Here is a 19564-nt window from a genome sequence, read left to right on the forward strand (position 1 = left end):
CAAGTGACGAGAGCAACGAGAGCAACGAAGAAGACCTGGAAACTCAAGACCCTGATCGCCGCATCCGCCGGCGCCTGCCTGCTCGCCTTCCAGGCGTCGGCATCGGCGCAGGCCGCATGGCCCGACAAGCCGGTGACGATGGTCGTGCCGTACTCGGCCGGCGGCCCGACCGACGTGGTGGCGCGCATGCTGGCCATTCCCATGGGCAAGTCGCTGGGCCAGCCGGTGATCGTCGAGAACACCGTGGGCGCGGGCGGCACCATCGCGCCCACGCGGGTGGCCAAGGCGGCGCCCAACGGCTACACCATCCTGATCCACCACATGGGCATGGCCACCGCGCCCGCGCTCTACAAGAAGCTCAACTACGACCCGCTGAAGGACTTCGAATACGTCGGCCAGGTGCTGGACGTGCCGATGACGCTGCTGTCGCGCAAGGACTTTCCGGCCAACAACTACCAGGAGCTGCTGGCCTACGTGAAAGCCAACAAGGACAAGGTCACGCTGGCCAACGCTGGCGTGGGCGCGGTGTCGCAGCTTTGCGGGCTGCTCTTCATGAACCAGATCGGGGTGCAGCTGACCACCGTGCCCTACAAGGGTGCGGGGCCGGCGCTCAACGACCTGATGGGCGGGCAGGTCGACCTGCTGTGCGACCAGACCACGCAGACCGCGCCGGTCATCAAGGACGGCAACCGGGTGAAGGTGTTCGGCGTGACCACGCCGCAGCGGCTGTGGAGCCTGCCGAACATCCCGACGCTCGATGAGCAGGGGCTCAAGGGATTCGACGTGCGGGTGTGGCACGGCATCTATGCGCCCAAGGGCACCCCGCCCGCGGTGATCGAGAGGCTCAACGCCGCCCTGCGCGCGGGGCTGCAGGACGACATGGTGAAGCACCGGCTGGCCGAACTCAGCTCGGAGATCGTGCCGGTGGAAAAGCAGACGCCCGAGAGCCTGCGCTCGCATCTGACGGCGGAGGTCGCCAAGTGGGGCAAGGTGATCCGCGCGGCGGGCGTGCAGGCGGACTGATCTTTTCCTTCGTCAGGCCGGGGGCTGTTCGCGCAGGACTTCGTCGAAGAGTGTGAGCAGGTGCCGCGCGAACAGGTCCATGTTCGCCGGCCGGTCCGCATCGCCGGTCTCGACGGTGCGGCTCACAGTGATCGGGCCGACGATCGCGAGGCACACGCGTCCCGGCACGTCGCCGTACGGGCTCGGCGACGGCCCGGCCGCGCCGCTTTCGGCGATGCCCCAGCTCGAGTGGTGGGTGTCGCGCACCCGGCCGGCGACGAGCCGGGCGTAGGGCTCGGTCTCGCCGCGCATGCCGGCCATGTCTTCGGCGGTCAGGTCCAGCAGGGCGCGGCCGGCTCGCCTCGAGTAGACGATCGCACCGCCCTTGAAGTACGCCGAGGCGCCCGCGATGGCGAGCAGGGCGGCCGACACCAGGCCGCCGGCCGACGATTCGACCACCGCCACAGTCTGGCCCCGTGCCCGCAGTGCTTCGCCCACGCGGGCCGCGAGCACCGGCAGCGGTTCGGGGAGGACAGGCGCGCTCATTGCGCGTGGAAGCGCGGACCGGGCCGCTTCACGTAGGCCGGTGCGCGCTCGTGGCTCGCGGTGTTGCCGTAGACGGTGTCCGCAGGGTAGTACTCGGCCTGCAGCTGCACCTTGGCGGCGGCTTCCTCGCCCGCGCTGTGGGCGATGTAGGCCAGCATCAGGTCGGTACCGGCCGATACCCCAGCCGATGTCCAGACGTTGCCGTCCTGCACGAAGCGCTGCTCCACCACCTTCACGTCGCCCAGTGCGCGCAGGCGGTCGAGCGATCCCCAGTGCGTGGTCGCGGTCTTGCCCGAGAGCAACCCGGCTGCGTGCAGCACGAAGGCGCCGGTGCATACCGACATCAGCGTGGTGCATCCGGGCGCCTGGTCGGCGAGGAAGCGGGTCATGACCACGTTGTCGACCTCGCGACGGGTGCCCATGCCGCCGGGAACGAGCAGGCAGTCGAGCTGGGGGCAGTCGGCGAAGGAAACGTGGGGGTTGATCGAGAGGCCCTTGGCGCAGGCCACCGGCTCGCGCTTCTCGGCCACGATCAGGCAGTGCTCGGGACCGCCGGCCAGCTTGCTCCACATGGTGAGCATTTCCCAGGGGCCGACGAAGTCGAGTTCCTCGACGTCGGGGAAGACGATGATCCCGAAATTCATACTTTGGAACTCCTTGGGTTTTTTGCCTGCGCGGACACGCACGGATGCGAGGATAGAGGGTGAGCACGAAGGCCGCCTCATGAACAATCTTCGTGACAGCTGGTTGCAAGCTTGGCTCAGTGTTTTCCTGAGAGGGCCCATGGCTTGAAACTCGCTAGAGTGAAGGCGGCCGTTCAGGCTTTTGCCATTACACAAAGGAAATCTCATGAGCAAGAAAGTTGCATATGTCACCGGGGGCATGGGTGGCATCGGAACAGCCATCTGCCAGCGTCTCTACAAGGACGGGTTCACCGTGGTCGCAGGTTGCGGCCCCACGCGCGACTACGCCAAGTGGCTGGCCGAACAGAAAGCCGCAGGCTTCGAGTTCCATGCGTCGGTCGGCAATGTCGGCGACTGGCAATCCACCGTCGAAGCCTTCTCCGCCGCCAAGGCCGCGCACGGCCCCATCGACGTGCTGGTCAACAACGCCGGCATCACGCGGGACCGCATGTTCCTCAAGATGACGCCCGAGGACTGGAGCGCGGTCATCGAGACCAACCTCAACAGCATGTTCAACGTCACCAAGCAGGTGGTGGGCGACATGGTCGAAAAGGGCTGGGGCCGCATCATCAACATCAGCTCGGTCAACGGCGCCAAGGGCCAGGCGGGCCAGACCAACTATTCGGCGGCCAAGGCCGGCATGCACGGCTTCACCATGGCGCTGGCGCAGGAACTGGCCAACAAGGGCGTGACGGTCAACACCGTGAGCCCGGGCTACATCGGCACCGACATGGTCAAGGCCATCCGCCAGGAAGTGCTCGACAAGATCGTGGCCACCATTCCGGTCAAGCGCCTGGGCGAGCCGAGCGAAATCGCCTCCATCATCTCGTGGCTGGCCACAGATGAAGGCGGCTACAGCACGGGGGCCGACTTCTCCGTCAACGGCGGCCTGCACATGCATTAAGCATGCTGACTTACACCTGATCGACAAGACCCGCTTCGGCGGGTCTTTTCATTTCGACGATGCGGGTTCCACGGATAGAAAACCGCGAATGCGCGTCCTACAGTTTTCAACCCTCCGGAGGCAAACATGGAAAGCACAACAAGCACATCCGCCAGAAAGCTCCCGCTGTACCGCTCGCTCTACGTGCAGGTGATCACTGCCGTGATCATCGGCGTGCTGCTCGGCCACTTCTACCCGGCGGCCGGCGAGGCGATGAAGCCGCTGGGCGACGGCTTCATCAAGCTGATCAAGATGATCATCGCGCCGATCATCTTCTGCACGGTGGTGGTGGGCATCGCCGGCATGGAAGACATGAAGAAGGTCGGCAAGACCGGCGGCCTCGCGCTTCTGTATTTCGAGATCGTGAGCAGCATCGCGCTGATCGTGGGCCTGGTGCTCGTGAACGTGCTCAAGCCCGGCGCCGGCATGAACGTCGACCCGGCCACGCTCGACACCAAGGGCATCGCGGCCTACACCGGCCCGGGCAAGATGACCGGCACGGTCGACTTCATCATGAACATCATCCCGAACACCATCGTGGATGCCTTCGCCAAGGGCGAGATCCTGCAGGTGCTGCTGATCGCTGTGCTGTTCGGCTTCGCGCTGCACCGCTTCGGAGGGCGCGGCACGCTGGTGTTCGACGTGATCGAGAAGGGCTCCCACGTGCTCTTCGGCATCGTCAACTACATCATGAAGCTGGCGCCCATCGGTGCCTTCGGCGCGATGGCCTTCACCATCGGCAAGTACGGGCTGGGCAGCCTGTTCTCTCTCGGCAAGCTGATGGGTACCTTCTACCTGACCTGCCTGCTGTTCATCTTCGTGGTGCTGGGGCTGATCGCGAGATTCCACGGGTTCAGCATCTGGAAGTTCATCAAGTACATCAAGGAAGAGCTGCTGATCGTTCTGGGCACCTCGTCCAGCGAATCGGTGCTGCCGCGCATGATGGAGAAGATGGAGAACCTGGGCGCGAACAAGACCTGCGTGGGCCTCGTGATCCCGACCGGCTATTCGTTCAACCTCGACGGCACTTCCATCTACCTGACGATGGCGGCGGTGTTCATCGCGCAGGCGACCAACACGCCGATGACGCTCACGCAGGAAATCACGCTGCTCGCGGTGCTGCTGCTCACCTCGAAGGGCGCGGCCGGCGTCACGGGCAGCGGCTTCATCGTGCTGGCGGCCACGCTGTCGGCGGTGGGCCACGTGCCGGTGGCGGGGCTGGCGCTGATCCTGGGCATCGACCGCTTCATGTCAGAGGCCCGCGCGCTCACCAACCTGATCGGCAACGGCGTCGCCACCATCGTGGTCGCCAAGTGGACCAACGAGCTCGACGAGACCCGGCTGCAGGCCGGCCTGAACAACGAGAGCTGGGTGGAGGCGCAGGAGCCCGAGGCGCTGGACGCCGCCCGCGCGGGCAAGATGGCCGGGTGAACTGGCTGGCTGAACTGGCCGGCTGAGACGGCCGGCCGGGAAGGCCGTTCGAAATGAAAGGCCGGGCATCGTTCCTGCAAAATGGAGCGATGCCCCACAGCGTCTCCCTCATCAACACGATCGCCGCCGGCCTGGGGCTGGCGCTCATGCTCGGATTCCTGGCGGCGAGGCTGCGATTGCCGGCGCTGGTCGGCTACCTGCTGGCGGGCGTGATCATCGGCCCCTTTACCCCCGGTTTCGTGGCCGATGCGGGCATTGCTGCGCAGCTCGCCGAAATCGGCGTGATGCTGCTGATGTTCGGCGTGGGCCTTCATTTTTCCCTCGACGACCTGCTGGCCGTGCGCAAGATCGCGCTGCCCGGCGCGCTTGCGCAGATCGCCGTGGCCACGCTGCTGGGCGGCGGGCTGGCGATGTGGTGGGGCTGGAGCCCTGGGGCTGCGCTGGTGTTCGGGCTGGCGCTCTCGGTGGCGAGCACGGTGGTGCTGCTGCGCGCGCTCGAAAGCCTGGGCATCCTCGATTCCTTCACCGGCCGCATCGCCGTAGGCTGGCTCGTGGTCGAAGACCTGGCGATGGTGCTGGTGCTGGTGCTCATGCCGCCGCTGGCGGGCACGCTCGGCGGGCAGGGCGCGCAGGCCGGCGGCAACGCCGATCCGCTGTGGCAGACGCTGGGCCTCACGCTGCTGCAGGTCGGCGGCTTCGTCGCGCTGATGCTGGTGGTGGGGCGGCGGGTGTTCCCGTGGATCCTCTGGCAGGTCACGCGCACCGGCTCGCGCGAGCTGTTCACGCTGTGCGTGGTGGCGGCGGCCGTGAGCATCGCCTATGCGTCGGCGGCGCTTTTCGGCGTGTCTTTCGCGCTGGGCGCCTTCTTCGCTGGCATGGTGATGCGCGAGTCGCAGTTCGCCCACCGCGCGGCGCAGGAATCGCTGCCGTTGCGCGACGCCTTCGCGGTGCTCTTCTTCGTGTCGGTCGGCATGCTGTTCGACCCCTCGGTGCTGCTCGAGCGGCCGCTGCAGGTGCTGGCGGTGGTGCTGGTGATCGTGCTGGGCAAGTCGCTCGCGGCCTGTGCGCTGGTGCTGGTGTTCCGTTACCCGCTGGGCACGGCGCTCACGGTGAGCGCCAGCCTGGCGCAGATCGGCGAGTTCTCTTTCATCCTGGCCGGCCTGGGCGTTTCGCTGGGCCTGCTGCCGGTGGAGGGGCAGAGCCTGGTGCTGGCGGGGGCGCTGATTTCCATCGCCACCAATCCGCTGTGGTTCAGCCTGATCGCGCCGATGCAGAAATGGCTGCATGCCCACTCTTCCTTCGCGCGCGGGCTGGAGATGCGCGACGACCCGCTGGCCGAACTGCCCATGACCACCGAGGCCAGGTACCTCTCGCGGCAGGTGGTGCTGGTGGGCTACGGGCGGGTGGGGCGCCGCATTGCGGCCGAACTCGACGCGAACGACATTCCCTATGTGGTGGCGGAGCAGAACCGCGAACTGGTCGAGAAGCTGCGCGAGGCCGGCACGCCGGCCGTGTGGGGCGACGCGGCCGACCCGGCCGTGCTGATCCAGGCGCACATCGCGCGCGCGCGCGTGCTGGTGGTGGCCACGCCCGACGCCATGAACGTGCGCCAGATGATGGAAACCGCGCGTACGCTCAATCCGGCCATCCAGACGGTGATCCGAAGCCACAACGAGCAGGAGGCCCGGCTGCTCACGCAGGAAACCTCCGCCACCGTCTTCCTCGGCGAGCACGAACTGGCCCAGGCCATGGCCCGCGACGTGGTCCAGCGCGCGGTGTCGATGGCCGTGCCGGCCTCGGCCTGACGGGGGACAGGCTCAGGGGCTCAGGGACTCAGAGGTCTTCGATCACCAGCGTGCGGTAGCGCTGGGCGATGGAGTAGGGCACGGTGCGCACCAGCTCCATCATCTGCTCGGCCGCCGCGCCGTCCTTGGTCCTGACCAGCAGGCCGGTGTGGCCCTCGTGCGCCAGCTTGGCGTAGGCGCGCACGGTGGCCGCGTCGGTGCCGGCGGACGGCAGCGGGTCATCGGCGATCTTCACCGTGGGGACGATCTCGCTGAGCACCGTCTCGGCGGGGAGCAGGTAGACCTCGTCGCCGCTCACGCCCTTCTCGATCAGGCGGTGACCGATGCGGTCCGCGTCCTCCGCGCTCGGGAACATCACCATCGAGTAGCCGGTCGGATAGAAGGCGCCGCCGATGCTCGAGCGCATCCGGGGTTCAAGAGTGAAGTGCTTCATGCTGCCTCCTGGTTCTTGTGTCTTGTGGAAGTCCCTGGATACAACATTAGGTCGCACCCGGAGGCTGCTCTGTAGGAGAACCCCGAAAGCTCTGTCAACCGCTGGCCTCCATGGCCTGTTCAATTCATTCAGCAGTCAGCAAGCATCGCCATCCTCGTCACATGCCATCGCCCAGGAACATCGCACTCACCGTCCACGAACTGGAGGCAGGGGAGTTCTACTGGGTGCTGATGGAGGCGGTGGACGGTGTCCCCGGCGACACCACCCATGTCTACGTGCCGCTGGAGGCGGCCCACGAGCCCTACGCCACCTACTCGAACGCGCTGGTGGCGGGCGTGGCCATGATGCGGCGCCTCTTCGGGCCCGACGGCAAGCCTGCCGCCTGAGGCGGGCGACAGGCCCCGGAGCAAGGTCTCAAGGGGCGCTACCTATAATCCCGCCGTTCCGGTGCGGCAGTTTTCATTAGTTACCCGCCGCACCGGACAACACGGTTCGAAGGTGCCCCGCACGCCATCTCATCCTTGGCGACGGGGTTAAACGGGAAGCAGGTGAGCCGCGTCGTCGTTCTTTTCCGAAGAGCGATCGACGCGCCGATTCCTGCGCTGCCCCCGCAACGGTCAGCGGATCTGGAAACCCTCGGGCTCGTGCCTCCTCGATTGGCACGGGCAGCCACTGCGCTTCGGCGTGGGAAGGCGAGGGGTTCCGCCGCGGCGCGCAATCAACAGCGCGCCGCGGCACTCCGCAAGCCCGGATACCGGCCTTCGCAACCGCCTTCGGACGCTGCGGGAGTGCGTGTCCGGGCCAGCAGCTTTCCGCGCCCGCCGCGGGCCGCCGCAGCCCTTTCGCCTCTTCCGCCACGTCCTTCATCGGTCGGGAGCCTGCGGGGACGCAGGCCGGAGGAGAAATTTCATGGGCAATGCATCGCCGCCAAGGCGCGATCGCAGGGGGGCGTCGCAGCGGCTGCGGCACTGGGCGCGGTTTTCGGGGCTTTCCGGTCTTTCGCTGGGTTGGGGGCTTGCCTTGGGCCCCTGTACGGCGGCTTTTGCGCAGACGCCCGACGGCCAGACACTCAAGCCGATCCAGGTGGACGCCGAGCGGCACACGCCCCTGGCCATCGACGAACCCACCCAGACCGGCAGCCGCCTCGGCCTCACGCCGCTGGAGACGCCGGCCAGCGTCGAGGTGCTGACGGGCGACACCATCCGCGCACGCGGCGACGCCTCGGTGATCGATGCCGTCACCCGCGCAACCGGCATCACCGGTGCTCCGGGCCCGGGCAACGGCGGCACCGCGCTGGGGGCTCGCGGCTTCCTGGGCCACGGCTCGGTGATGCAGCTCTTCGACGGCACGCGTCTCTACGCGGGCGCGGGCACCGTCACTTTTCCCTTCGACACCTGGTCGGCCGACCGCATCGAGGTGCTGCGCGGCGCGGCCTCGGTGATGTATGGCGAGGGCGCCATCGGCGGCGCGATCAACGTGGTGCCCAAGAAGCCCACGCGCGGGCCGATCCGCAACGAGGCGCTGGTCACGCTGGGCTCGGACGCCACCCGGCAGGTGGCCTTCGGCAGCGGCGGGGCGATCAATGACCGGCTTTCCTACCGCTTCGACATCAGCCAGCGCAACACCGACGGCTTCATGCAGCGCGGCGAGGCCGAGAGCCTTGCCGTGAGCGCGGCCGTGCGGCTGGACGTATCGCCGCAGCTGCAGTTCACGCTCTCGCACGACGAGGGCCGCCAGACGCCGCAGCGCTACTACGGCGTGCCGCTGATCGACGGCCGCCTGAGCAGCCAGACCCTGCGCCAGAACTACAACGTGGACGACGCCGAGATCAAGTACCGCGACAAGTGGACCCGTCTCGACGCCCAGTGGACGCCCAGCGAGTCCGTCACCGTGCGCAACCAGCTCTACCGGCTGGAGAGCAAGCGCCACTGGCGCAACAGCGAAACCTACACCTACAGCCCCGCCACCCGGCGCGTGACGCGCGGCGACTACCTGGAGATCGGCCACGACCAGGAGCAGATCGGCAACCGCACCGACGCCACCTTCAGGCACCGGCCGTTCGGCCTCGCCAACCAGGTGCTCGTGGGCTTCGACGCGAACCGCATCGACTTCACCCACACCAACGACTCGCCCTACGGCGGCCGCTCGGTGGTCGACCCCTTCGTCTTCAACCCCGGCTACTACGCCTCGCCCGTGGCCTACACGCCGCGATACAAGACGAAGACCAGCACCTACGCCTTCTTCGCCGAGGACAAGCTGGCCTTCGACGAGCAGTGGTCGGTGGTGGGCAGCCTGCGCTGGGACCACGCGAAGATCGCGCGCACCGACCTGCAGAACGCCGCCAACAGCTTCGGCAAGACCTTCGAGTACGCCACCGGCCGCCTCGGCGTGGTCTACGCGCCGGACGCCTCGCAGTCGTTCTACGCGCAGATTGCGCGTGCGGCCGATCCGCTGGGCTCGCTGGTGACCACCTCGGCTTCGCAGGCGGCCTTCGACCTCAGCACCGGCAGGCAGGTCGAGGTCGGCTACAAGCGCCAGCTCGCGGACAACCGCGGCGCCTGGACCGTGGCTGCGTACAGCATCAAGAAGAACAAGCTGCTCTCGCGCGACGCCATCGACCCGACCGTCACCCAGCAGGTCGGCAGCCAGTCTTCGCAAGGCATCGAGGCCACGTTCGACCTGGCGCTCAGCTCCACGCTGCGGCTGGAGGCCAACGCCACCAAGCTGCGCGCGCGCTATGACGACTTCAACGAAGTCGCCGGCGGCAGGCTGGTCTCGCGAGCGGGCAACACGCCCACCGGCGTGCCCGAGGAGGCCGCGAACATCTGGCTCACCTGGCGCTTCCTGCCGCAGTGGGAGGCCGACCTCGGCGTGCGCTACGTCGGCCCGCGCCAGGTCGATGCGGCCAACTCCCGCCGGATCGGCTCGTACACCGTGGCAGACGCGGGCGTGAGCTGGCAGGCAAACCCCTCGCTCAAGCTCGCGCTGCGTGCCTACAACCTGGCCGACCGGCGCTACCCGGTGTCGTTCTCGAACGGCGGCAACCAGTGGCTGCTGGGGCGTCCGCGCTCCTTCGAGCTGTCGGCGCTGGTCAGCTTCTGAACGGCGGACAGGACCAGCAACGCATGACCTCCGCATGGCGCCGCGCCTGGCCGCGCATCCGGCACTGGCTCTACTGGACGCACCGGTGGCTGGGCATCGGCGGCTGCCTGCTGTTCGTCATGTGGTTCGTCTCGGGCGTGGTGATGATGTACGTGGGGTATCCGAACCTCACGGACGAGGAGCGCCTCGCGGGGCTCTCGCCGCTGCGCTTCGGGGAGGCCGTGGTGTCGCCGGCTGCCGCGCTCGACGCGCTGCCGAAGGAGGCGCGGGCGCAGCCGCCGCGGCGCATGGTGCTGGAGATGCAGGGCGGAGACGGTGCCACCCCCGTCTGGCGCATCGTCGACGCGCGCGGCGGCCGGCACACCGTGTCGGCGCGCGACGGCCATGTGCCCGGCCCGGTCGGGGCAGCGCAGGCCGAATCCATCGCGCGCGCCTTCTCGGGCCACGCCGGCGCGCGCTGGGCCGAGACGCTGGAGCGCGACCAGTGGACCGTGCCGCAGGGGCTGAATCCGCTGCGCCCGCTGCACCGCATCGAGGTCGGCGACGAGGCGGGCGCCGAGCTCTACGTGTCGCAGGTCAACGGCGAGGTGGTGCGCGACACCACGCGCTCCGAGCGCTTCTGGAACTGGCTGGGCTCGGTGCCGCACTGGATCTACTTCACGCCGCTGCGCGCCGATCCGCCGCTGTGGCACGACGTGGTGGTGTGGCTGTCGGCCGCCTGCATCGTCTCGGCCGTGACGGGCATCGTCATCGGCATCCTGCGGGTGCGGCTGAGGAGGCGCTTTCGTAATGGCGCGGTCACGCCCTACAACGGATGGATGGCGTGGCACCACATCGCGGGGCTGGTCGGCGGCTTCTTCGTGCTGACGTGGATCGTCAGCGGCTGGCTGTCTATGAACCCCAACGGCTGGTTCCAGCGCGGGGCGGGCGACGCGGCGACGATGGCGAGCTACACGGGGGCCGGCAAGTCGCCGTTCCCGTGGCCGCCGGCTTCGCTGCCGGCGGGCGAGGGCGAAGCTGCCTTGCGCGAGGCCGTGTTGCTGTGGTTCGACGGCAGGCCGCTGCTGCAGTTGCGCGATGCGAAGGCGCGGGTGCGCGTGGTCGATGCGGTCACCGGCGAGCCGGCCGTCATCGCGAAGGACGACATCCTGCGCGCCGCAGCCCGTCTGAGGCCCGGATACGCCATCACCCAGGCCACGCTCCAGATTCGCGAAGACTTCCACTGGTACGGCCACCACCGCGAGCGCATCGTGCCCGTGTGGCGCCTGCAGTTCGACGACCCGGCGCGCAGCTGGATCTACATCGAACCCGCCAGCGGCCAGGTCGCGGGCAGCAACGACGGCAACTCGCGCCTTCGCCGCTGGCTCTTCAATGCGGCGCACAGCCTCGACTTTCCCTGGCTCATCCAGTACCGGCCGGCCTGGGATCTCGTGATGTGGCTGCTTTCCATCGTCGGCGCCGTGGCCTCGGCCAGCGGCGTCGTGATCGGCTGGCGCCGGCTGCGGCGAAGGCCGAAGCCGACGGCCGTGCCGGGCGCGCAGCCTGCGCTGCGGCGTTCATGAACGGGGCTTGCGTGAGCCTGCCTATCCACCAACAATCAACTTTCGCACTGCGGTGCACTTCAGGAGGTGCTCGATGCACATCGAACCAGGTCTAGTCGACGGATCCAAGATATTCCTCAGCTACGCGACGGCAGCCGCCGCTCTTGCCTACACGGGCAAGGTCGCGTTCCAGACGCTCGTGAAGGACGGCCCCGCCGCCCTGTTGCTGCGCTCGGCGATCGCCATCGCGCTGGTGTTCTGCTTCTTCGAGGTGTTCCCGCATCACCCCGTGGGCGTGTCCGAAGTGCACCTGATCCTCGGCACCACGCTGCTGCTGGTGTTCGGGCTGGCGCCCGCCGCCATCGGCCTGGCGGGCGGGCTGCTGATCCAGGGCCTGTTCTTCGAGCCGCAGGATATTCCGCAGTACGGGATGAACGTCACGACCCTGCTGGTGCCGCTGTTCGCGACTTCCGCGCTGGCGCGCCGCATCATTCCCGAGAAGCTGGCCTACGTGGACATCGGCTACCAGCAGGCCTTCAAGCTGTCGGTGGCCTACCAGGGCGGCATCGTGGTGTGGGTCGGTTTCTGGGCGCTGTACGGGCGCGGCACCGGCATCGAGAACATGAGCCAGATCGCCAGCTTCGGCGCCGCCTACATGACCGTCGTGCTCGTCGAGCCGCTGGTCGACCTGGGCGTGCTGGCGGCGGCTAAGGCCTGGCGCCGGCTGCAGGGCACGGTATTCGTCGAGCGCCGCCTGTACGGCGGCGTCTGATCGCTTCCTGTCGCCGCTTCCCCGGGCTTGTCCGGGGAAGCCATTCATCACCATCAGTGGCGCCGGAATCATCCGGCGCCACTTTTGCCTTGCCGGCTGCATGCCGCGCGCAGGCGCCTGAAAGAATCCACCCATGACCCCAAGCAACGCCAAGATCCCCGTCACCATCGTCACGGGCTTCCTCGGCAGCGGCAAGACCACGCTGCTGCGCCACATCCTCGGCAACGCCGAAGGCCGCCGCATCGCGGTGATCGTCAACGAGTTCGGCGAGCTGGGCATCGACGGCGAGATCCTGCGCGGCTGCGGCATCGGCTGCGACGACGAAGGCAACGAGCGCGAAGGCGCGCTCTACGAGCTGGCCAACGGCTGCGTCTGCTGCACCGTGCAGGAAGAGTTCCTGCCCGTGATGCTGCAGCTGGCCGAGCGGCGCGGCGAGCTCGACGCGGTGCTCATCGAGACCTCGGGCCTCGCGCTGCCCAAGCCGCTGGTGCAGGCCTTCCAATGGCCGGACATCGCCAACATCTTCACCGTCGATTCGGTCGTCACCGTGGTCGACGGCCCGGCTGCAGCCTCGGGCCAGTTTGCCGAGAACCCCGAAGCCGTCGACGAAGCCCGCCGCGCCGACCCCAACCTCGACCACGAATCGCCGCTGCACGAGCTGTTCGAAGACCAGCTCTCGGCCGCCGACCTCGTGGTGCTCAACAAGACCGACCTGATGGACGACGCTGCGCGCGCCAAGGTCGAGGCACTGGTGCGCGAAGAGCTGCCGCCCGAGGTGAAGATCGTCGCCGCCAGCGAGGGCAAGCTGCCGCTCGCGCTGCTGCTGGGCCAGGGCCGCGCGGCCGAGGCCACCATCCACCTGCGTGAGAGCCACCACGACCACGAGGAAGACCACGACCACGACGAGTTCGACTCGCTCGTGATCGAGCTGCCGCCCGTGGACCGCGACGGCCTGCTCGCCGTGCTCGGCAAACTGGTCGAGCAGCACACCATCTACCGCGTGAAGGGTTTCGTCGCCGTTCCGGGCAAGCCGATGCGCCTGCTGGTGCAGGGCGTGGGCCGCCGCTTCGACCATCACTTCGACCGCCGCTGGCGCGACGACGAGGCGCAGCGCACGCGGCTCGTGTTCATCGGCGAAGACCTCGACGAGGCGGCGCTGCGCAAGGCGCTCGACGAGGTGAGCGCGGTCGCCGCCTGACGCCGCCCTGATCGCATGCACCTGCTGAGCACCCAGCCCGGACGCTTCGTCGAGGACGACAGCGTCGTCACCCGTCTCGACCAGACGCCGGGCGACATCGTGGTGCTCAGCTCGGCCGACACCACGCTCGCGCTGCTCGCCGCCGCGCGCACCGCGCTGGCGGCCACCGACCCCGGCTATCCGTCGCTGCGGCTGGCGAACCTCATGTACCTGCGCCAGCCGGCCTCGCTCGACCTGTATGTCGACGAGGTGCTGCAGCATGCGCGCGTGGTGGTGGTCGACCACCTGGGGGCCGAATCGGCCTGGGCCTACGGGCTGCAGCAGCTCGAGAAGCTGGCGAAGCGCAAGGGCCAGCAGCTCGCGATGTTCTCCGGCGACCTTCAGGAAGACGAAGACCTGCTCGCACGCGGCACGGCGTCGCGCGCGGTGAGCCGCCAGCTCTGGCAGTACATGCGCGGCGGCGGTGCGGGCAACGCGATGCAGTTCCTGCGCGCGGTGGCCTTTCACGGACTCGACCATGGCGAGGCGCCGCTGCCGCCGCGCAGCCTGCCGCAGGTGGCGCTGCACGTGCCGCGCGGAATGGACGCGGCGCACACCGTGGCCGGCATCGACGACCTGCGCGCGGGCTGGCACGCGGGCGCGCCGGTGGTGGCTCTGGTGTTCTATCGCTCGCACCTGCTGTCGGGCAACACGGCGGCTTTCGATGCGATGGCCGCGGCGTTGAGCGCGCAGGGGCTGAACCCGCTGCCCGTCGCGCTCGATTCGCTGAAAGATCCGCTGTGCCTGTCCACGCTGCGCGAGTTGTGCGCGGAGCACGACGTGCAGCTCGTGCTCAACACGACGGCTTTCGCCGCGCTAGGGCAGGCCGAGGATGTCGAACTGGCCGGCGACGCGCCCGTGCTGCAGGTGATCGTGAGCGGCGGCAACCGCGAGGACTGGCTGGCCGACAGCCAAGGCCTGCGCCCGCGCGACATCGCCATGCAGATCGCGCTGCCCGAGATGGACGGCCGCATCGTCACGCGGGCCGTGAGCTTCAAGGGCCTCTCGCACCGCTGCGAACTCACGCAGACCGAGGTGGTCAGCTACCAGCCCGAGCCCGACCGCATCGCCTTCGTGGCCGAGCTGGCGCGGCGCTGGTGCCGGCTGCGCAGCCTGCGCACGGAAGAGAAGCGCATCGCGCTGATCCTCGCCAACTACCCCGGCAGCGAAGGTCGCATCGGCAGCGGCGTGGGGCTGGACACGCCGGCCTCGGTGATGGCGATCCTGCATGCGATGGCGGCCGAAGGCTACGTGCTGGGCGAGCCCGGCTCGCTGCCCGCCGATGGCGACGCGCTGATGCGCAGGCTGCAGGAGGGCATCGCCAACGATCCTTCGCAATGGGCTGCGCGGCCCGCGTGGCAGAGCTTCGGTCTGGCCGAGTACCGCGCGTGCCTGGCGAAGCTGCCCGAGGGCATGGCGGCGGCCATCGACGAGCGCTGGGGCACGCCCGAACAAGACCCGATGCTGCGCAACGGCCGCTTCATGATCGCCGGCCTGCGGCTGGGCCGCGTGTTCGTCGGCATCCAGCCCGCGCGCGCGCTCGGCACATCGGGTGCCGCCGACTACGCGAGCTACCACGATGCAGAGCTGGTTCCGCCGCACGGCTATCTCGCCTTCTATTTCTGGCTGCGCGAGGCCTTCGCCATCGATGCCGTGGTGCACGTGGGCAAGCACGGCAACCTCGAATGGCTGCCGGGCAAGAGCATCGCGCTGTCGCAGGCCTGCTGGCCCGACGCGATCCTCGGGCCGCTGCCCAACGTGTACCCGTTCATCGTCAACGACCCGGGCGAAGGCGCGCAGGCCAAGCGGCGCACGCAGGCGGTCATCGTCGATCACCTGATGCCGCCGCTCACGCGTGCCGAGAACCACGGCCCGATGCAGGACCTGGAGCGGCAGGTCGACGAGTACTACGACGCGCTGCTGGTCGACGCACGCCGCGCGAAGGTGCTGCGCGCGCAGATCCTCGCGGCGGTGCGCGCGCAGCACCTGGTCGAGGAGCTGGGCCTGCCGGGCGATGAAGACGACGCCGTGCTCGCGCGGGTGGATGCCTACCTCTGCGAGTTGAAGGAAACGCAGATCCGAGACGGCCTGCATGTGTTCGGCGCTTCCCCGCACGGACGGTTGCGGCGCGACACGCTGCTGGCGCTGGCGCGCTATCCGGCTGCCGACGGCGCGGGAGCGAACGCGGGGCTGCTCGGCGCGCTGTCGCAGGACCTGCTGCCGGACGACGGCTTCGATCCGCTGGACATCGACGCCGCCAGGCCATGGCAGGGCGCACGCCCCGCGCTGCTGCAGTCGGTGAGCGCCGATGCATGGCGGCACTACGGCGACACGCGCGAACGGCTGGAACTGCTGGCGCAGCGGCTGATGGAAGAGGGCGCATGCCCGCCGGAACTGCCGCGCGCCGCCGCCGTGATGGCACGCATCGACCGCAGCCTCGCGCCCGCGCTCGACGCCTGCGGTGCGCAGGAGCTGCGTCAGCTTTCCCGCGCACTGCAGGGGCGCTTCGTGCCGCCGGGCCCGAGCGGCTCTCCCTCGCGTGGCCGCCCCGATGTGCTGCCCACCGGCCGCAATTTCTACGCAGTCGACACCCGCGCCATCCCGACGCCCACGGCCTGGATGCTGGGCCTCAAGTCGGCCGCGCAACTGGTCGAGCGGCACATGCAGGAGCACGGCGACTATCCGGTGGCGATGGGCCTGTCGGTCTGGGGCACGGCCACCATGCGCACCGGCGGCGACGATCTGGCGCAGGCCTTCGCGCTCATCGGCGTGCGGCCCAGGTGGGCGCCGGGCAGCCAGCGCGTGGTCGATTTCGAGGTGCTGCCGACGGTGGGGCTCGGGCGTCCGCGCATCGACGTCACGCTGCGCATCTCCGGCTTCTTCCGCGACGCCTTTCCGAATGCCGTGCAGATGTTCGACGCCGCCGTGCAGGCCGTGGCCGCGCAGGAGGATGAAGACGAGGAGCGCAATCCGATCCGCGCGCGAATCCTCCGCGAAGCCACCGCGCTGCAGGCGCAGGGCATCGCGCCCGAGGCGGCCCGCACGCAGGCCGGCTGGCGCGTCTTCGGCTCGGCGCCCGGCAGCTACGGCAGCGGCCTGCAGCCGCTCTTCGACCATGGCAGCTGGCAGACCGACGACGATCTGTCGAAGGCCTACGTCGGCGGCAGCGCCCATGCCTACGGACAGGGCAGCAACGGCGTGCCGGCGGCCGATGCGCTGAAGCGGCGGCTGCGCGCGATGACCGTCGTCATGCAGAACCAGGACAGCCGCGAGCACGACCTGCTCGACTCCAACGACTACTACCAGTTCCAAGGCGGAATGGCCGCCGCGGTGCGTCACCTGAGCGGCCGGCAGCCGGCCATGTACCACGGCGACCACGGCAATCCGCAGGCGCCGCGCGTGCGCACGCTGAAGGAAGAAATCGGCCGCGTCGTGCGCGCGCGCGTGGTCAACCCCAAGTGGATCGACGGCGTGAAACGCCACGGCTACAAGGGCGCTTTCGAGATGGCCGCGACGGTCGACTACCTGTTCGGCTTCGACGCCACCGCGCGCGTGGTCGGCGACCACCAGTACGCCATGGTGGCCGACGCCTACGTGCTCGACGAAGCCACCCGCGACTTCGTGAGCGAACACAATCCGCGCGCGCTGCACGACATGCTCAGCCGCCTGCTCGAAGCCATGCAGCGCGGCCTCTGGCAATCGCCCGGCGACTACCGCGCCCGGCTCGAAAACCTGCTGCTCGACCACGAGCAGCGGATGGAAGGAAGCCTCCGATGACGACCACCGACGCCGCCGTGCCGGCGCCTTTTCCCTTCGCCGCGATCGCGGGGCAGCCGCACCTGCGGCAGGCGCTGCTGCTGGCCGCCGTCGATCCCGGCCTGGGCGGCGTGCTCATCGAAGGGCCGCGCGGCACGGCCAAGACCACCGCGGCGCGAGCGCTCGCCGAGTTGCTGCCCGACGCGCCCTTCGTCACGCTGCCGCTGGGCGCGAGTCTCGAAAGCCTGGTCGGCACGCTCGACCTCGGGCGGGCGATGGCGGGCCACGAGCTCCGGTTCGCGCCCGGCCTGCTGGCGCGCGCGCACGGCGGCGTGCTCTACGTCGATGAAATCAACCTGCTGCCCGACGCGCTCATCGATTCGCTGCTCGATGCGGCAGCCAGCGGCGTCAACGTGGTTGAGCGCGACGGCATCTCGCACCGGCACGCCGCGCGCTTCGTGCTCGTGGGCACCATGAACCCGGAAGAGGGTACGCTGCGCCCCCAGCTGCTCGACCGCTTCGGCTTGTGCGTGCAACTGCACAACATCGAGGAGCCGGCCGAGCGACAGGCCATCGTGCGCGCACGGCTGGCCTTCGACGCCGATCCGCAGGGCTTTCGCGACAGGCATGCGCAGGCGCAGGCCGAACTGTCGTCGGCGCTGGTCCGCGCACGTACTCTCGTGGCGGATGCGTCCGCGCTGCCGTACCCCGACGCGGTGCACGAGGCGGTGAGTGCGATGTGCATCGCTGCCGCCGTCGACGGACTGCGCGCCGACCTCGTGATGCTGCGCTCGGCCCGCGCCCTTGCGGCCTGGCAGGGTGCAGCGGCCATCACTGTCGACCACGTACAGCGCGTGGCCGAGGCCGTGCTGCTGCACCGGCGCAAGCCCGAAGCCGACGTGCCCGCGCCCCGGGCCGCTGCAATGCCCCAGGTAGGCGGCAATGCGGATGGAAACAGCAGCACGGGCAACTCCGACGGCGCGAGCGACGAGGACTGGGGCGCCATGCCCCCCGAGCCCGTCGGTATCGAGCGCGTGAAGCCGCTGCGTCCGCTGATTTCTCCGCAACAGGCGGCCGCCCCAAAAAAAGCCTGAGCCTCCGGCACGCCGCACCGCCCGCTGGCGCACGCCAGGGCGACCGGAGGCAGGGTCCGCAAAGGGACGCATGGCATGGCGCCGCGAAGCAGGGCACGGCCTTCGACTGGCCGCGCACCTTTGCCGCGCGCGGCGCCGACCGGCTTCGTGCCGGGCATCTGCGCCTTCGCCCGCAGGAAGCACGCAGCGGCGTGCTCCACTGCTTCCTGCTCGATTGCTCGGCCTCGATGCGCAACGACGGCAACCTGGCGCGCGCCAAGGGCCTGCTGCTCGAGCTGATGCAGGAGGCCTACCGGCGCCGTGACCATGTCGCGCTGCTGTGTTTCGCAGGCGATGTCGTCGAGCTGCGCCTGCCGCCGCGCCGCGCCAGTGCCTGGAACGACGACTGGATCGCTCCGATTGCGGCCGGCGGCGGCACGCCGCTCGCGCTGGGCGTTCGTCGCGCCGACCAGCTTCTTGCGAAGAGCGACGGAGCGCGGCAGCGCTGGCTGTGGCTGCTGACCGATGGCCGCAGCAGCGAAAGCCCGCAGAGGCCCGAATCGGCCGATGTGGTGTGCGTGGTCGATTTCGAGGCGGCACGGTTGCCGCTGCACCGGGCGCGGCAACTGGCCGGGCGCTGGGACGCGCGCTACCTCGCGGCGGACGGCGCCTAGGCGGGCTGCTCGGCCGGCGTTTCCTCCGCCGGCGCTTCCTCGGGCGGCGCCAGCATCGTCCCCCGGCAGCCCGGCGAGCCGCAATGGCAGGGGTACTTCGACGGCGGCGAGCCGTCGTCCGCGGTGAGCGAGTAGTCGATGAAGAGCTCGTCGCCCGCGTCCACCGCCACCAGCGTCTGGAACTTGAGCACCAGTTCGCCGCCCTCGTCGTATTCCTCCACCGCCTCGCAGTTCGGCTCGCAGGAATGATTGAGGTGGCGGGTGGCGTTGCCTCCCTTGGCGCCGTCGATGGTCTCTTGATTCGACAGCGTGAACAGGTAGGTGAGCTGGTCGTCCCAGACCTTGGTGGCGATCTCGGCCTTGGTGTAGCGGCGGCCTTCGTAGAGGCCCAGGAAGGCTTCGGCCGGAAGGTCGCGCGTGGCGAAGGCGCCGAGGCCGTGGACGCCGCTGGGGCCTACCCGGACGAAGGGGGTGGACGAGGTTCGCTTGTGATGCTTCATGGAGGGGAGGAGGGGCAGTCGGGCGTGTTGCTCTTGGTGTTGTCTTGCTGGAGTGTCAACGACATT

16 protein-coding genes and 1 riboswitch are annotated in these 19564 nt (G+C 69.0%); of the genes, 12 read left to right on the top strand and 4 right to left on the bottom strand.

Features of this window, described 5'->3' with window-relative positions:
- Positions 1–3: 3 nt before the first annotated feature.
- Positions 4–1023 carry a tripartite tricarboxylate transporter substrate binding protein BugD gene (locus tag SFB74_RS12950; RefSeq protein WP_432731197.1) on the top strand — a complete coding sequence of 340 codons (1020 nt, stop codon included), beginning with the start codon at positions 4–6 and terminating at the stop codon, positions 1021–1023.
- A gap of 12 nt (positions 1024–1035) precedes the next feature.
- Here the strand turns inward: SFB74_RS12950 and SFB74_RS12955 are convergent, their stop codons facing one another.
- Both SFB74_RS12955 and SFB74_RS12960 read right to left on the bottom strand, forming a co-directional pair.
- On the bottom strand, positions 1036–1548 hold the full coding sequence (locus SFB74_RS12955; RefSeq protein WP_432731198.1) for a CinA family protein: 513 nt from the start codon (positions 1546–1548) through the stop codon (positions 1036–1038).
- On the bottom strand, positions 1545–2192 hold the full coding sequence (locus SFB74_RS12960; protein ID WP_432731199.1) for a DJ-1/PfpI family protein: 648 nt from the start codon (positions 2190–2192) through the stop codon (positions 1545–1547). The genes SFB74_RS12955 and SFB74_RS12960 overlap by 4 nt, the downstream gene beginning before the upstream one ends.
- 205 nt (positions 2193–2397) lie before the next feature.
- Between SFB74_RS12960 and phbB the strand changes: the two genes are divergently transcribed.
- The 3 genes from phbB (at position 2398) to ybaL (ending at position 6410) form a co-directional block, all read left to right on the top strand.
- The gene (phbB, locus tag SFB74_RS12965) at positions 2398–3135 is read left to right on the top strand and encodes an acetoacetyl-CoA reductase (protein ID WP_093201910.1); all 738 of its coding nucleotides are present in this window, start codon (positions 2398–2400) and stop codon (positions 3133–3135) included.
- Between the two features lie 126 nt (positions 3136–3261).
- Positions 3262–4605 carry a dicarboxylate/amino acid:cation symporter gene (locus tag SFB74_RS12970; RefSeq protein WP_432731200.1) on the top strand — a complete coding sequence of 448 codons (1344 nt, stop codon included), beginning with the start codon at positions 3262–3264 and terminating at the stop codon, positions 4603–4605.
- An 89-nt stretch (positions 4606–4694) separates the two neighbouring features.
- Entirely contained in the window at positions 4695–6410 is a 1716-nt protein-coding gene (gene ybaL / locus SFB74_RS12975; protein ID WP_432731201.1) for a YbaL family putative K(+) efflux transporter, read from the top strand.
- Between the two features lie 28 nt (positions 6411–6438).
- Here ybaL and SFB74_RS12980 read toward each other — a convergent pair whose 3' ends face one another.
- Entirely contained in the window at positions 6439–6843 is a 405-nt protein-coding gene (locus SFB74_RS12980; protein ID WP_432731202.1) for a hypothetical protein, read from the bottom strand.
- A gap of 161 nt (positions 6844–7004) precedes the next feature.
- Between SFB74_RS12980 and SFB74_RS12985 the strand changes: the two genes are divergently transcribed.
- From SFB74_RS12985 to SFB74_RS13020, 8 genes are all read left to right on the top strand, one after another.
- Positions 7005–7229, top strand: coding sequence for a hypothetical protein (locus tag SFB74_RS12985; RefSeq protein WP_432731203.1), 225 nt, complete (start codon positions 7005–7007; stop codon positions 7227–7229).
- A 94-nt stretch (positions 7230–7323) separates the two neighbouring features.
- Positions 7324–7620, top strand: a riboswitch (cobalamin riboswitch).
- Positions 7621–7863: 243 nt separating this feature from the next.
- On the top strand, positions 7864–9945 hold the full coding sequence (locus tag SFB74_RS12990; protein WP_432731204.1) for a TonB-dependent receptor: 2082 nt from the start codon (positions 7864–7866) through the stop codon (positions 9943–9945).
- Between the two features lie 23 nt (positions 9946–9968).
- On the top strand, positions 9969–11507 hold the full coding sequence (locus SFB74_RS12995) for a PepSY domain-containing protein (protein ID WP_432731205.1): 1539 nt from the start codon (positions 9969–9971) through the stop codon (positions 11505–11507).
- Positions 11508–11580: 73 nt separating this feature from the next.
- Positions 11581–12258, top strand: coding sequence for an energy-coupling factor ABC transporter permease (locus SFB74_RS13000; RefSeq protein WP_432731206.1), 678 nt, complete (start codon positions 11581–11583; stop codon positions 12256–12258).
- Positions 12259–12391: 133 nt separating this feature from the next.
- The gene (gene cobW / locus SFB74_RS13005) at positions 12392–13456 is read left to right on the top strand and encodes a cobalamin biosynthesis protein CobW (RefSeq protein WP_432731207.1); all 1065 of its coding nucleotides are present in this window, start codon (positions 12392–12394) and stop codon (positions 13454–13456) included.
- Positions 13457–13471: 15 nt separating this feature from the next.
- Complete coding sequence (cobN, locus tag SFB74_RS13010; RefSeq protein ID WP_432731208.1) at positions 13472–17272, top strand: cobaltochelatase subunit CobN; 3801 nt, start codon at positions 13472–13474, stop codon at positions 17270–17272.
- Positions 17269–18345, top strand: a complete 1077-nt coding sequence (locus tag SFB74_RS13015; RefSeq protein ID WP_432731209.1) for an ATP-binding protein — start codon at positions 17269–17271, stop codon at positions 18343–18345. Before cobN ends, SFB74_RS13015 begins: the two co-directional genes overlap by 4 nt.
- Positions 18346–18536: 191 nt before the next feature.
- The gene (locus SFB74_RS13020; protein ID WP_432731210.1) at positions 18537–18998 is read left to right on the top strand and encodes a vWA domain-containing protein; all 462 of its coding nucleotides are present in this window, start codon (positions 18537–18539) and stop codon (positions 18996–18998) included.
- Here SFB74_RS13020 and SFB74_RS13025 read toward each other — a convergent pair.
- Positions 18995–19498, bottom strand: a complete 504-nt coding sequence (locus tag SFB74_RS13025) for an SET domain-containing protein (RefSeq protein ID WP_432731211.1) — start codon at positions 19496–19498, stop codon at positions 18995–18997. The two genes, SFB74_RS13020 and SFB74_RS13025, sit on opposite strands and share 4 nt — an antisense overlap.
- Between the last annotated feature and the right edge of the window lie 66 nt (positions 19499–19564).

It is taken from the genome of Variovorax xiamenensis, from assembly GCF_050916385.1.
Lineage (GTDB): Bacteria > Pseudomonadota > Gammaproteobacteria > Burkholderiales > Burkholderiaceae_C > Variovorax.

Excerpts from the sequence above, each read along its gene's own strand:
- SFB74_RS12955 (WP_432731198.1), bottom strand. The coding sequence starts at position 1,548 with ATGAGCGCGCCTGTCCTCCCCGAACCGCTGCCGGTGCTCGCGGCCCGC.
- SFB74_RS12960 (WP_432731199.1), bottom strand. The coding sequence starts at position 2,192 with ATGAATTTCGGGATCATCGTCTTCCCCGACGTCGAGGAACTCGACTTC.
- phbB (WP_093201910.1), top strand. The coding sequence starts at position 2,398 with ATGAGCAAGAAAGTTGCATATGTCACCGGGGGCATGGGTGGCATCGGA.
- SFB74_RS12970 (WP_432731200.1), top strand. The coding sequence starts at position 3,262 with ATGGAAAGCACAACAAGCACATCCGCCAGAAAGCTCCCGCTGTACCGC.
- ybaL (WP_432731201.1), top strand. The coding sequence starts at position 4,695 with ATGCCCCACAGCGTCTCCCTCATCAACACGATCGCCGCCGGCCTGGGG.
- SFB74_RS12980 (WP_432731202.1), bottom strand. The coding sequence starts at position 6,843 with ATGAAGCACTTCACTCTTGAACCCCGGATGCGCTCGAGCATCGGCGGC.
- SFB74_RS12985 (WP_432731203.1), top strand. The coding sequence starts at position 7,005 with ATGCCATCGCCCAGGAACATCGCACTCACCGTCCACGAACTGGAGGCA.
- SFB74_RS12995 (WP_432731205.1), top strand. The coding sequence starts at position 9,969 with ATGACCTCCGCATGGCGCCGCGCCTGGCCGCGCATCCGGCACTGGCTC.
- SFB74_RS13000 (WP_432731206.1), top strand. The coding sequence starts at position 11,581 with ATGCACATCGAACCAGGTCTAGTCGACGGATCCAAGATATTCCTCAGC.
- cobW (WP_432731207.1), top strand. The coding sequence starts at position 12,392 with ATGACCCCAAGCAACGCCAAGATCCCCGTCACCATCGTCACGGGCTTC.
- cobN (WP_432731208.1), top strand. The coding sequence starts at position 13,472 with ATGCACCTGCTGAGCACCCAGCCCGGACGCTTCGTCGAGGACGACAGC.
- SFB74_RS13015 (WP_432731209.1), top strand. The coding sequence starts at position 17,269 with ATGACGACCACCGACGCCGCCGTGCCGGCGCCTTTTCCCTTCGCCGCG.
- SFB74_RS13025 (WP_432731211.1), bottom strand. The coding sequence starts at position 19,498 with ATGAAGCATCACAAGCGAACCTCGTCCACCCCCTTCGTCCGGGTAGGC.